Raw genomic sequence first — 13,240 nt, 5'->3', positions numbered from 1 at the left:
GAGACCCTGTGGCTATCCGCGTCCTACTGGTCGACGACCAACCCCTGCTGCGCACCGGCTTCCGTATGATCCTGGAGGCGGAGGGCGATCTCGCGGTGGTGGGTGAGGCCGGTGACGGTCTCCAGGCTCTCGACCAGGTGCGGGCGTTGCAGCCCGATGTGGTGCTGATGGACATCCGGATGCCGCGGATGGACGGTGTCGAGGCGACCCGCCAGATCACCGGACCGGGCCGCGACGGCCCGGCGAAGGTGCTGGTGCTGACCACGTTCGATCTCGACGAGTACGTGGTGGAGGCGCTGCGCGCCGGTGCCAGCGGCTTCCTGCTGAAGGACGCCCCGGCCAATGAGCTGGTGCAGGCCATCCGGGTGGTCGCGGCGGGCGAGGCGATGCTCGCCCCGAGCATCACGCGCAGGCTCCTCGACAAGTACGCGGACCATCTGCCGTCCGGCGAGGAACCGTTGCCCGACACCCTGCACACGCTGACCGACCGCGAGGTCGAGGTGCTGAAGCTGGTGGCCCGCGGCCTGTCGAACGCGGAGATCGCCGCGGATCTGTTCGTCAGCGAGACGACGGTCAAGACGCATGTCGGCCATGTGCTGACCAAGCTCGGGCTGCGCGACCGGGTGCAGGCCGCGGTGTACGCGTACGAGAGCGGCCTGGTCCGCCCCGGCGCCCAGTGACCTGAGCGGCGGGCGCCCCGGCCTGACGGGTCCGGGGCACCTCCTGGCTCAGCGCGGGTCTTCCGCCAGCTCCCACAGCTGGAGGTCGGCGGAGGCGTTGACCGCCCATTCGACGCCGGTGAGGCCCTCGCGGGAGGCGACATACTGCTTGCCCTGCCAGATCGGCAGTACGGGTACGTCGGTGGCGACGACGTCCTGGAGCCGCTGGAAGGTCTTGGCCGCGGCGCTGCGGTCGGTCTCGCGGCGGGACTGCGGGATGAGCGTCTTCTGCGCCAGGGCCGACTTGTAGGGCGAGTTGAGGAAGTTGTTCCGGTCGAGGAACGGCGCCGTGAAGTTGTCGGGGTCCGGGAAGTCGGGGAACCAGCCCATGCCGTAGACGGCGTAGTCGCCGCGGACCTGGGCGGGGCGGAATTTCTCCCAGGGGGTGCCCTTGACGGTGACGTCGAACAGCCCGGTGTCGTTGAACTGCTTCTTCAGGGCCCGGAACTCGGCGGCGGTGCCGACGCCGAAGTGGTCGGTCGTGTAGTGCAGGGTGAGCTTCACCGGAGTGTGGATGCCCGCCGAGCGCAGGATCGCCGCGGCCTTCGCGGTGCTGGGCTCGCCGTACTTGTTGTAGAACGAGTTGGTGTGCCCGGCGATGCTGGAGGGGATCAGCGAGTACAGCGGCTCGGCCGTGGTGCCGTAGACCTTGCCCGCGATCTCGCCCCGGTCGATGACCTGGGCCATGGCCTGACGGACCGCCTTGTCCTTGACGGCCGGGTCCTTGGTGTCGAAGCCGAGATAGTGGATGGCGAGGCCGGGCATCTCGGTGAGCTTGACGCCGCTCTCGGGCTTCTCCAGCAGCTCCTGGGCCTGGGCCGGCGTCATGGTGTGGGCCATCATGTCGATCTTCCTGCTGTCGAACGCCTTCCCCATCGCGGCCGCGTCGGGGAAGAGGTCCAGCTCGACCTTGTCGTTGCGCACCTTCAGGTCCCCCTTGTAGCGGGGGTTCCTGGTGAAGTGGATCTTGATGGCCTTGTTGTGCCGAACTTCCGCCTTCATGGTGTACGGGCCGGAGCCGTCCACCCGGAACCCGGTCCGTGCGGACTTCGCCGGGTACGCGCTCCGCGGCACGATCCCGGCGACGGGGGTGGCGAGCTTGTACGGGAACGTGGCGTCCGGTGTGCGCAGGTGGAAGACGACCTCCCGTTCGCCCTTCGTCTCGACCATGTCGATGTTGTCGAGCAGGGCGACCGGCCCATTGGAGGCGTGGATGCCGACGACCCGGTCCAGGGAGTACTTCACGTCGTCGGCGGTGACCGGCTTGCCGTCGGCGAACTCCAGGCCGCTGCGCAGTCTGCAGCGGTAGCTCTCGTTCTGGGTGTCCGTGAAGGCGCAGCTCTCGGCCGCTTCGGGCACCGGCAGGCCGCCGCCGCGCGGAACATGCATCAGGGTCTGCACGGTCTGCCGGAGCACGTTCCACACGCCGGCTTCGTAGCCGATGGCGGGATCGAGCGGCGCGGGGTTGTCCTTGGAGGCGACGAACCGGTCCGTGGCGCCGACGACGACGGCGTCCTTGCCATCGCCCCCGTCACCCGACGCGCCGCAGGCGGCGAGTACGGGCGCGAGCAGGCCGACAACGGCCGGCAGCACCAGAGTCTTGCGGTTCATCTTGGACGTTCTCCCTCATCCGGGCATGGAGAAAGCGACATTAGTAGGCACCGTCGGCAATGCCGGACCGGAGAACTACCGGCGCGGAATCGGATGGTGAGGGGAATTAACGGCGAGCCCATTCTCCGCACCAGAAATGTTCCGCAGATATCAGGATGAACCCGGACACCCAAGTGTCCCAAAACAGACACGCCGAGGGATCTTGAAAAGCCTCCGGACCGCTTTTTCGGTGAGAAAGCTCACGCCCGGGACCGTTCGAATCCACTATTCGATCAACGGCTTGCCCACATGCGGACGACAGAAAATGCACCATCCGCCGCCGAGAGCTTTTCTGTTCATTCACAGAAATACTCTCGGTATGCGGATCAACGCTTTCCCGTGACCAGGCCCCGGAGGAAGGCGAGGTCGACTTCTTCGAGCGAACGTACGACCACCCGGCCGGACGCGGGGGCGATGGGGGCGACGGACGGTACGGCGACCACCAGGCAGCCCGCCGCCTCGGCGGCCGCGACACCCGTCGCGGTGTCCTCGATGACCGCGCAGTACTCGGGATCCGCGCCGAAGCCGGAAGCGGCGAAGAGGTACGGCTCCGGGTGCGGCTTCGTACGGGAGACCTCGTCGCCCGCGACGGTGAGGGCGAAGTGGTGACGGCCCACCGACTCCAGTACCCGGTCGATGATCCGCCGGTGCGAGGCGGAGACCAGGGCCGTGGGAATGTCGTGCCTGACCAGTTCGGCCAGCAGCCGGGCCGCGCCGGGCATCAGCGGTACACCGCGGCCGATGCGCTCCTCGAAGCGGTCGTTGAGCAGCACGGTCAGCTCGTCGAGGGTGATGTCCGCACCGGTGACGTCCATGAGGTAGCCGGCACTGCGGGTCATCGGCCCGCCGACCACCACGTCCCGCCAGGCTTCGTCGAGCTGGTGCCCGAGCTCGGCGAATACCTCCACCTCCGCGTCCCACCAGAACCCCTCGGTGTCGACGAGGGTGCCGTCCATGTCGAGGAGGACGGCCTGGAGCGCGGCGCCTTCGGCCGTGCGGGTCAGGGACGCGGGGACGGTGCTGGTCATCCGGCACACCTTCCGTAAGGGACGAGAAGGCCGGTCGCCATTTCCCGTGGGAAGGGCGACCGGCCTGCACTGGGCCGACAAGTGTACGACTTGTCGTGCTACCGCGCGTTGAACGGCGTCTTACCGCGCGTTGAAGTACTTCGCCTCAGGGTGGTGGATGACGATCGCGTCGGTGGACTGCTCCGGATGCAGCTGGAACTCCTCCGAGAGATGCACCCCGATCCGCTCCGGCTGGAGCAGCTCAGCGATCTTCGCGCGGTCCTCCAGGTCGGGGCAGGCCCCGTAGCCGAGGGAGAAGCGCGCGCCCCGGTACTTCAGGGCGAACATGTCCTCGACGTCGGTCGGGTCCTCGCCGCCGAAGCCCAGCTCGGCGCGGACCCGGGCGTGCCAGTACTCGGCGAGTGCCTCGGCGAGCTGGACGGACAGGCCGTGGAGTTCGAGGTAGTCGCGGTAGGAGTTGGCCTCGAAGAGCTTCGCGGTCTCGGCGCCGATCTTCGAGCCGACGGTGACGACCTGGAGGCCGATCACATCGGTTTCGCCGGACTCCTCGGGGCGGAAGAAGTCCGCGAGGCACAGGCGGCGGCCGCGGCGCTGGCGGGGGAAGGTGAAGCGGGTCCGCTCCGAACCGTCCTCGTGGAGCAGGATCAGGTCGTCGCCCTTGGACACGCACGGGAAGTAGCCGTGGACCACGGCCGCTTCCAGGAGGTTCTCGGTGTGGAGCTTGTCGAGCCAGCCGCGCAGGTGCGGGCGGCCCTCGGTCTCCACCAGCTCCTCGTACGTGGGTCCGTCGCCGGTGCGGGCCTGCTTGAGCCCCCACTGGCCCTTGAAGAGGGCACCCTCGTCGAGCCAGGAGGCGTACTCCTTGAGCTGGATGCCCTTGACGACGCGCGTGCCCCAGAACGGCGGGGTGGGGACGGGGTTGTCGACCGCGACGTCGGAGCGCACGCCCTCCTGCGGCTCGTCGACCTCCAGGACCGCGGTGTCGCGCTTGGGCACCCGGCGCTGCTTGAGCTCGGGCAGGACCGCGCCCGGGACCCCGCGCTTGACCGCGATCAGCGCGTCCATCAGCCGCAGCCCCTCGAACGCGTCGCGGGCGTAGCGGACCTCGCCCTCGTAGATCTCGTGGAGGTCCTGCTCGACATAGGCGCGGGTCAGGGCCGCGCCGCCGAGGATGACGGGGAAGTCGGCGGCCAGCTTGCGCTGGTTCAGCTCCTGGAGGTTCTCCTTCATGATCACGGTCGACTTGACCAGGAGGCCGGACATGCCGATGACGTCGGCTCGGTGTTCCTCGGCTGCCTCCAGGATCGCGGAGACGGGCTGCTTGATCCCGAGGTTGACGACGTTGTAGCCGTTGTTGGACAGGATGATGTCGACGAGGTTCTTGCCGATGTCATGGACGTCGCCGCGGACCGTGGCCAGGACGATGGTGCCCTTGCCCTCGGCGTCCGACTTCTCCATGTGCGGTTCGAGATAGGCCACCGCGGTCTTCATCACCTCGGCGGACTGCAGCACGAACGGCAGCTGCATCTGCCCGGAACCGAACAGCTCACCGACGACCTTCATGCCCTCCAGGAGGGTGTTGTTCACGATGTCCAGGGCGGGCGTGGTGGTGAGCGCCTCGTCGAGGTCGGCCTCCAGGCCGTTCTTCTCGCCGTCGATGATGCGGCGCTGGAGCCGCTCGTCCAGCGGCAGGGCCAGCAGTTCCTCGGCCTTGCCCGCCTTCATCGACTTCGTGCTGACCCCCTCGAACAGCTCCATGAGCTTCTGGAGCGGGTCGTAGCCCTCGGCGCGGCGGTCGTGGATCAGGTCGAGCGCGACCTTGACCTGCTCCTCCTCCAGTCGGGCGATGGGCAGGATCTTCGAGGCATGCACGATCGCGGAATCGAGGCCGGCCTTGACGCACTCGTCCAGGAAGACCGAGTTCAGCACGACCCGGGCGGCCGGGTTGAGACCGAAGGAGATGTTCGACAGACCCAGGGTGGTCTGCACGTCGGGGTGGCGCTTCTTCAGCTCACGGATCGCCCCGATCGTGGCGATGCCGTCGCCCCGCGACTCCTCCTGTCCCGTGCAGATGGTGAAGGTCAGGGTGTCGATGAGGATGTCCGACTCCTGGATGCCCCAGTTGCCGGTGAGGTCCGCGATCAGCCGCTCGGCGACGGCGACCTTGTGCTCGACGGTGCGGGCCTGGCCCTCCTCGTCGATCGTCAGCGCGATCAGTGCGGCACCGTGCTCCACGGCCAGCGCCGTGACCTTGGCGAACCGGGACTCCGGACCGTCACCGTCCTCGTAGTTCACCGAGTTCAGAACGGCACGCCCGCCCAGCTTCTCCAGACCGGCCCGCAGCACGGGCAGTTCCGTGGAGTCCAGCACGACCGGGAGGGTGGACGCGGTCGCGAAGCGTCCGGCCAGCTCCTCCATGTCCGCCACCCCGTCGCGGCCCACGTAGTCGACGCAGAGGTCGAGCATGTGCGCGCCCTCGCGGATCTGGTCGCGGGCCATCTCCACGCAGTCGTCCCAGCGGGCTTCGAGCATGGCCTCGCGGAACTTCTTCGACCCGTTGGCGTTCGTACGCTCACCGATCGCGAGGTACGAGGTGTCCTGGCGGAACGGGACCGTCTGGTAGAGGGAGGCGGCGCCCGGCTCGGGGTGCGGGGTACGGGGGGTGACGGCCACGCCGCGGACCCGCTCGACGACCTGGCGCAGGTGCTCCGGAGTCGTGCCGCAGCAGCCGCCGACCAGCGAGAGGCCGTACTCCCGGACGAAGGTCTCCTGGGCGTCGGCGAGCTCGGACGGGGACAGCGGGTAGTGCGCGCCGTCCTTGCCGAGCACGGGGAGACCGGCGTTGGGCATGCAGGACAGCGGGATGCGGGAGTGCCGGGCGAGGTAGCGCAGGTGCTCGCTCATCTCGGCGGGGCCGGTGGCGCAGTTCAGGCCGATGAGGTCGATGCCGAGCGGTTCCAGGGCGGTGAGCGCCGCGCCGATCTCGGAGCCGAGCAGCATGGTGCCCGTCGTCTCGACGGTGACGGAGCAGATCACGGGAAGGTTGGCCCCGGTGGCCTCCAGGGCACGGCGGGCACCGATGACGGAGGCCTTGGTCTGGAGCAGGTCCTGGGTCGTCTCGACCAGGAGGGCGTCGGCGCCGCCCGCGATCATGCCCTCGGCGTTCTGCTGGTAGGCGTCGCGGAGCTTGGTGTACGGGGCGTGGCCCAGCGTCGGCAGCTTCGTACCGGGGCCCATCGAGCCCAGCACCCACCGCTGCTGCCCCGTCGACGCGGTGAACTCGTCGGCGACCTCGCGGGCGATCCGCGCACCGGACTCCGAGAGCTCGAAGACCCGCTCGGGAATGTCGTACTCGCCCAGCGCCGCGAGATTCGCGCCGAAGGTGTTCGTCTCGACGCAGTCGACGCCGGCGGCGAAGTACTCCTCGTGCACCGAACGCACGATGTCCGGGCGGGTGACGTTCAGGATCTCGTTGCACCCTTCGAGGTTCTGGAAGTCCTCAAGGGTCGGGTCCTGTGCCTGGAGCATGGTGCCCATGGCACCGTCGGCCACCACCACGCGGGTGGCGAGCGCCTCGCGGAGGGCTTCGGCTCGGTTCCGGCTGTCGGCGGAAGGGGTCGGCGACGGGGCCATGGATGTACTCCCTGGGATGCGACGGCTGTCGGCTTTGCGTCTTCGGTGGAAGGCGCACCAGGCCAGCGTAGCCGGGCGACGCCCGGGGCCGTCACTCCGTCCCACGGAACGGACTGCATGCTGTGCGGGGTGATGTCCGGTTCGCAGCGGTGTCGCGGTTTTGGCGCACGATCGAGCGGGGGTCGGCATCGACCGATAGTGTTCAGCATTGTCGAACCAAGGTGGAGGAGTACGGCGCGATGGCCAAGAACATCCAGTCGCTGGAGCGGGCGGCGGCGATGCTGCGCCTGCTGGCAGGTGGCGAGCGTCGGCTGGGGCTCTCCGACATCGCCTCTTCACTGGGCCTGGCCAAGGGCACCGCGCACGGCATCCTGCGCACGCTCCAGCATGAGGGCTTCGTCGAGCAGGACGCCGCGTCCGGCCGCTATCAGCTGGGCGCCGAGCTGCTGCGCCTGGGCAACAGCTATCTGGACGTCCACGAGCTGCGGGCCCGCGCGCTGGTCTGGACGGACGACCTGGCCCGCTCCAGCGGCGAGAGCGCCCATCTGGGCGTGCTGCATCAGCAGGGGGTCCTCATCGTCCACCACGTGTTCCGCCCCGACGACAGCCGGCAGGTCCTGGAGGTCGGGGCCATGCAGCCGCTGCATTCCACGGCCCTGGGCAAGGTGCTCTCGGCGTACGACCCGGTGGCGCACACCGAGGCCATGGAGGCCGAGCGGCAGTCCTTCACGCCGCGCACCGTCACCGGTGCGCAGGAGTTCGAGGCGATGCTCGACCTGATCCGGGCGCGTGGCTGGGCGGCCGACGTGGAGGAGACCTGGGAGGGCGTGGCCGCGGTGGCCGCCCCGATCCACGACCGGCGGCGGATGCCGGTCGGCGCGGTGGCCGTGACAGGTGCGGTGGAGCGGGTGTGCGCGGACGGGGAGCTGCGCCCCGAGCTGGTCGCCGCGGTGCGCGACTGCGCCCGCGCGGTCTCCAGGGACCTGGGCGCCGGGCGCTTTTGAGCACCGCGGCGCCGCGGTGCCCGGTAACGATCGAGTTATAGGCCACACAACCCTTGACGCCCGATTCACCTGGGGGAAGCATTGCCGTTCATCGGTCGGCATTGTCGAACACCAAACGGAAACAACGTTAGGGTGTGACAGCGCCAAGGGCCGGAAAACGCCCTCCCACGAGGGCGCGGACCACCGGAGGGACCCGGGGTTCGGCTTCCCTGGACGAAGGACAAAGGAGTCGCGGGTGTCCAGCTCCGACATCTTCATCGGCGAGACCATAGGTACCGCCGTGCTCATCCTGCTCGGCGGCGGTGTCTGTGCCGCCGTCACTCTCAAGCGCTCCAAGGCGCAGAACGCCGGCTGGCCGGCCATCACCTTCGGGTGGGGTTTCGCCGTGCTGACCGGCGCGTATCTGGCCGGTGGCGTTTCCGGCGCGCACCTGAACCCGGCGGTCACGATCGGTCTCGCGATCGAGGGCGGCACCGAGTGGAGCGACGTTCCGCTGTACCTCGGCTCCCAGCTGCTCGGCGCGATGATCGGCGCGGTGCTGGTCTGGCTGACGTACTACGGGCAGTTCCGGGCGCACCTCACGGATCCGGAGATCCTGGCCGCCCACACGGGTGAAGAGGGCATGGTCGACAAGGCCGCCGCCCCGAAGGCCGGACCGGTCCTGGGCATCTTCTCCACCGGTCCCGAGATCCGCCACGCCGTGCAGAACCTGGTCACGGAGATCATCGCCACCGTCGTCCTCGTCCTGGCGATCCTCACCCAGGGACTGAACAACGAGGGCAACGGTCTGGGCACGCTCGGCGCGCTGGTCACCGCTCTGGTGGTCGTCGGTATCGGTCTCTCGCTCGGCGGCCCGACGGGCTACGCGATCAACCCGGTTCGCGACCTCGGTCCGCGTATCGTGCACGCGCTGCTGCCGTTGCCGAACAAGGGCGGTTCCGACTGGGGCTACGCGTGGATCCCGGTCGCCGGACCGCTCATCGGCGGCGCGATCGCGGGCGGGCTCTACAACGTCGCCTTCGCCTGAGCCTTGGCGCCCAGAGCCCTGACCCTCACGACCACACAGACTTCCGGGAGCACACCGTGACCGACGCACACACCACCGGCCCGTTCATCGCGGCCATCGACCAGGGCACCACCTCCAGCCGCTGCATCGTCTTCGACAAGGACGGCCGGATCGTTTCCGTCGATCAGAAGGAGCACGAGCAGATCTTCCCGAAGCCGGGCTGGGTCGAGCACAACGCGACCGAGATCTGGGAGAACGTCCAGGAAGTCGTGGCCGGCGCCATCGTCAAGGCGGGCATCACCGCCGCCGACGTGAAGGCGATCGGCATCACCAACCAGCGCGAGACCACGCTGCTCTGGGACAAGAACACCGGTGAGCCGGTCCACAACGCCCTCGTCTGGCAGGACACCCGGACGGACGCGCTCTGCAAGGAGCTCGGCCGCAACGTCGGGCAGGACCGTTTCCGCCGTGAGACCGGGCTGCCGCTCGCCTCGTACTTCGCCGGCCCCAAGGTCCGGTGGCTGCTCGACAATGTCGAGGGGCTGCGCGAGCGCGCCGAGCGCGGCGACATCCTCTTCGGCACCATGGACTCCTGGGTCATCTGGAACCTGACCGGCGGCACAGACGGCGGCGTCCACGTCACCGACGTCACCAACGCCTCGCGCACCCTCCTGATGAACCTGCACGCGATGCAGTGGGACGAGCGGATCCTCCAGTCGATGGAGATCCCGGCCGCGGTGCTCCCCGAGATCCGTTCCTCCGCCGAGGTGTACGGCAACGCCAAGGGCGGCGTGCTCGACGGGGTCCCGGTGGCATCCGCGCTCGGTGACCAGCAGGCGGCCCTCTTCGGCCAGACCTGCTTCTCCGAGGGCGAGGCCAAGTCCACGTACGGCACCGGCACCTTCATGCTGATGAACACCGGTGAGACGCCCGTCAACTCCTACAACGGGCTGCTGACGACCGTCGGGTACCGGATCGGCGACCAGAAACCGGTCTACGCCCTGGAGGGCTCCATCGCCGTCACCGGTTCGCTGGTGCAGTGGATGCGCGACCAGATGGGCCTGATCAAGTCCGCGGCCGAGATCGAGACCCTGGCCTCCTCGGTCGAGGACAACGGCGGCGCGTACTTCGTGCCCGCGTTCTCCGGTCTGTTCGCCCCGTACTGGCGCTCCGACGCCCGCGGTGTCATCGCCGGTCTGACCAGGTACGTCACCAAGGCGCACATCGCCCGTGCCGTCCTGGAGGCCACCGCCTGGCAGACCCGCGAGATCACCGACGCCATGACCAAGGACTCGGGGGTCGAGCTGACCGCCCTGAAGGTCGACGGCGGCATGACCTCCAACAACCTGCTGATGCAGACGCTCGCCGACTTCCTGGACGCACCCGTGGTGCGGCCCATGGTCGCCGAGACCACCTGCCTCGGCGCCGCCTACGCCGCCGGTCTGGCCGTCGGTTTCTGGCCGGACACCGACGCGCTGCGCGCCAACTGGCGCCGGGCCGCCGAGTGGACCCCCCGCATGGACGCGGACACCCGCGACCGCGAGTACAAGAGCTGGCTCAAGGCCGTCGAGCGGACCATGGGCTGGCTCGAAGACGAGGAGTAACAACCATGACCACCCTGCAGAGCGTCCCGGCCCTCGGGACCCACCCGGCCTCCGGCTCCCTCCCGAGCCGTGCCGAAACCCGGGAGCAGCTGTCCAAGGCGGCGTACGACCTCCTGGTGATCGGTGGCGGCATCCTGGGCATCTCCACCGCCTGGCACGCCGCGCAGTCCGGGCTGCGGGTGGCCCTGGTGGACGCCGGCGACTTCGCCGGCGCCACCTCCTCCGCCTCCTCCAAGCTGCTCCACGGCGGTCTGCGCTACCTGCAGACCGGCGCGGTGAAGCTGGTCGCGGAGAACCACTTCGAGCGCCGTGCGGTGTCCCGCCAGGTGGCCCCCCACCTGGCCAATCCGCTCACCTTCTACCTGCCGGTCTACAAGGGCGGCCCGCACGGCGCGGCCAAGCTCGGAGCGGGAGTGTTCGCCTACTCGGCGCTCTCCGCGTTCGGTGACGGCGTCGGGCATGTCATCAGCCCGGCGAAGGCCCGGCGCGACGTGCCGGAACTGCGTACGGACAACCTGAAGGCCGTCGCGGTCTACGGCGACGACCAGATGAACGACGCCCGGATGGCGCTGATGACGGTGCGCGCGGCCGTCGACGCGGGTGCGGTCGTGCTCAACCACGCGGCGGTGACCGGGCTGCGGTTCACCAGGGGCCGGGTGACCGGCGCCGACCTCGAGGACCGCCTGGACGGCACCGAGTTCGGCGTCAACGCCCGTCTCGTGCTGAACGCCACCGGGCCGTGGGTCGACCACCTGCGCAGGATGGAGAACCCGGACGCGGCGCCTTCCATACGCCTGTCCAAGGGCGCGCACCTCGTCCTGAAGCGCACCCGCCCGTGGAAGGCCGCGCTGGCCACCCCGATCGACAAGTACCGCATCACGTTCGCCCTGCCGTGGGAGGACATGCTGCTGCTCGGCACGACCGACGAGGCGTACGAGGGCGATCCCGCGGACGTCGCGGTCGACGAGAAGGACACCGCGCAGATCCTCGACGAGGCGGCGTTCTCCATCCGGGACCAGCAGCTCTCGCGCGATCTGATCACGTACTCCTTCGCCGGCCTTCGGGTGCTGCCCGGCGGCCCCGGCGACACGTCCAAGGCCAAGCGCGAGACGGTCGTGACGGAGGGGCGCGGCGGGATGCTGTCGGTCGCGGGCGGCAAGTGGACGACGTTCCGTCACATCGGCCGTACGGTGATGAACAAGCTGGCAGCGCTCCCCGGGCACCCGCTCGCGGAGGACATGGAGCCGATCTCGCGGCTGCCGAAGAAGCTCCCGCTGCCCGGCATCGCCAACCCGAACGCGGTGGCGCACCGGCTGCTGATCGACGGCGCCGCGCCGGGCCCCCGGATGTCGGCCGACACCGCACGCCACCTCGCCACGCACTACGGTTCGCTCTCCTTCGACATCGCCCGGATGGCGAACGAGAACCCGGCGCTGGCCGAGCGCATCCACCCGGACGCGCCGGAGATCTGGGCTCAGGTCGCGTACGCCCGTGACCACGAGTGGGCCGAGACGGCGGACGACGTGCTGCGCCGCCGCACCACGCTGACGATCCGGGGCCTGGCGACGGACGAGATCCGGACGGGCGTCGAGTCGATGCTCGGCGACCGGGACTGACGGGGACGGGCGTTCGGGTACAGGAACATACGGCGAGGGGCGGCTCCCGCGGGAGGCCGTCCCTTCCCGCGTTTCCGGAACGGCACGGTCGGCCGACGCGCCACACGGCCGCCATACGGCCGGCCGCCCGCACCCTGGACGACGTGCGGCAGACCTGGTTCATCCGCCTCCTCCGACCCGCATAATGAAGAGATACATCGGATGTCTGAACCCAGTTCTGATTCCAGTTCTGCTTCCAGTCCGGATCCAGGAGGACCGTCATGGCTGTCACCGACGAGGCGATCGAGAAGATCAAGGGAATGATCGTCTCGGGTGCGCTGCGCCCCGGCGACCGGCTCCCCAAGGAGAGCGAACTCGCGGCGGAGCTCGGGCTCTCCCGCAACTCGCTCCGGGAGGCGGTGCGGGCTCTTTCGCTGATCCGCATCCTCGATGTGCGCCAGGGCGACGGCACCTATGTGACCAGCCTCGATCCGCAGCTGCTCCTGGAGGCGCTGAGCTTCGTGGTGGACTTCCACCGCGACGACACGGTACTGGAGTTCCTCGCGGTCCGCAGGATCCTGGAGCCCGCCGCGACGGCGATGGCCGCCACCCGGATCAGCGAGGCCCAACTGGACGCGCTCAGCTCACAGTTGGACGCCCTGGGGGCGCAGCCCTCGGTGGAGGAGCTGGTCGCCAGTGATCTGGAGTTCCACCGGGGCATCGTGCAGTCGTCCGGGAACTCGGTGCTCTGCTCGCTGCTCGACGGGTTGTCGGGGCCGACGACCCGGGCGCGGGTCTGGCGCGGACTGACGCAGGAGGACGCGGTCACCCGGACGCTCCACGAGCACCGGGCGATCGTGTCGGCGCTGCGGGACCGGGACGCGGAGGCCGCGCGGGCCTGGGCTACGGTGCATGTGGCGAGCGTGGAGCAGTGGTTGCGGTCGTCGCTGTAGCGCTGGGCGGGGCGGGCGGAAGAAACCCCCACCCGCCCCGTCCGGGGA

General features: G+C 69.3%; 9 protein-coding genes. 6 read left to right on the top strand and 3 right to left on the bottom strand.

Going from position 1 to position 13,240, the window contains the following annotated elements:
• Positions 1-8 precede the first annotated feature (8 nt).
• Positions 9-680: a response regulator transcription factor gene (locus tag ACIRJP_RS12510; RefSeq protein WP_266736078.1), complete on the top strand. Its 672-nt coding sequence runs from the start codon at positions 9-11 to the stop codon at positions 678-680.
• Between the two features lie 48 nt (positions 681-728).
• Here the strand turns inward: ACIRJP_RS12510 and ACIRJP_RS12505 are convergent, their stop codons facing one another.
• The 3 genes from ACIRJP_RS12505 to metH all read right to left on the bottom strand — a co-directional run bounded on the left by ACIRJP_RS12505 (position 729) and on the right by metH (position 7,030).
• Complete coding sequence (locus tag ACIRJP_RS12505; protein ID WP_404171872.1) at positions 729-2,330, bottom strand: ABC transporter substrate-binding protein; 1,602 nt, start codon at positions 2,328-2,330, stop codon at positions 729-731.
• Between the two features lie 365 nt (positions 2,331-2,695).
• Complete coding sequence (locus ACIRJP_RS12500) at positions 2,696-3,397, bottom strand: HAD family hydrolase (RefSeq protein ID WP_404171869.1); 702 nt, start codon at positions 3,395-3,397, stop codon at positions 2,696-2,698.
• Between the two features lie 120 nt (positions 3,398-3,517).
• Entirely contained in the window at positions 3,518-7,030 is a 3,513-nt protein-coding gene (metH, locus tag ACIRJP_RS12495) for a methionine synthase (RefSeq protein WP_404171866.1), read from the bottom strand.
• A gap of 239 nt (positions 7,031-7,269) precedes the next feature.
• Here metH and ACIRJP_RS12490 point away from each other — a divergent pair, with 239 nt between their 5' ends.
• From ACIRJP_RS12490 to ACIRJP_RS12470, 5 genes are all read left to right on the top strand, one after another.
• Positions 7,270-8,034: an IclR family transcriptional regulator gene (locus ACIRJP_RS12490; protein WP_404171863.1), complete on the top strand. Its 765-nt coding sequence runs from the start codon at positions 7,270-7,272 to the stop codon at positions 8,032-8,034.
• 235 nt (positions 8,035-8,269) lie between these two features.
• Positions 8,270-9,061 carry an MIP/aquaporin family protein gene (locus ACIRJP_RS12485; protein ID WP_404171860.1) on the top strand — a complete coding sequence of 264 codons (792 nt, stop codon included), beginning with the start codon at positions 8,270-8,272 and terminating at the stop codon, positions 9,059-9,061.
• Between the two features lie 56 nt (positions 9,062-9,117).
• Positions 9,118-10,644 carry a glycerol kinase GlpK gene (gene glpK, locus ACIRJP_RS12480; RefSeq protein ID WP_404171857.1) on the top strand — a complete coding sequence of 509 codons (1,527 nt, stop codon included), beginning with the start codon at positions 9,118-9,120 and terminating at the stop codon, positions 10,642-10,644.
• 5 nt (positions 10,645-10,649) lie between these two features.
• Positions 10,650-12,260, top strand: coding sequence for an FAD-dependent oxidoreductase (locus tag ACIRJP_RS12475; RefSeq protein ID WP_404171854.1), 1,611 nt, complete (start codon positions 10,650-10,652; stop codon positions 12,258-12,260).
• A gap of 260 nt (positions 12,261-12,520) precedes the next feature.
• Entirely contained in the window at positions 12,521-13,192 is a 672-nt protein-coding gene (locus ACIRJP_RS12470; protein ID WP_266736088.1) for a FadR/GntR family transcriptional regulator, read from the top strand.
• The last annotated feature ends 48 nt before the right edge of the window (positions 13,193-13,240 follow it).

The sequence above is a fragment of the Streptomyces sp. NPDC102437 genome (assembly GCF_044765565.1).
GTDB lineage: Bacteria > Actinomycetota > Actinomycetes > Streptomycetales > Streptomycetaceae > Streptomyces.
This window is presented reverse-complemented; position numbering and strand designations above follow the sequence as displayed.

Coding starts and splice junctions, on each gene's coding strand:
- ACIRJP_RS12505 (WP_404171872.1), bottom strand. CDS start 2,330: ATGAACCGCAAGACTCTGGTGCTGCCGGCCGTTGTCGGCCTGCTCGCG.
- ACIRJP_RS12500 (WP_404171869.1), bottom strand. CDS start 3,397: ATGACCAGCACCGTCCCCGCGTCCCTGACCCGCACGGCCGAAGGCGCC.
- metH (WP_404171866.1), bottom strand. CDS start 7,030: ATGGCCCCGTCGCCGACCCCTTCCGCCGACAGCCGGAACCGAGCCGAA.
- ACIRJP_RS12490 (WP_404171863.1), top strand. CDS start 7,270: ATGGCCAAGAACATCCAGTCGCTGGAGCGGGCGGCGGCGATGCTGCGC.
- ACIRJP_RS12475 (WP_404171854.1), top strand. CDS start 10,650: ATGACCACCCTGCAGAGCGTCCCGGCCCTCGGGACCCACCCGGCCTCC.
- ACIRJP_RS12470 (WP_266736088.1), top strand. CDS start 12,521: ATGGCTGTCACCGACGAGGCGATCGAGAAGATCAAGGGAATGATCGTC.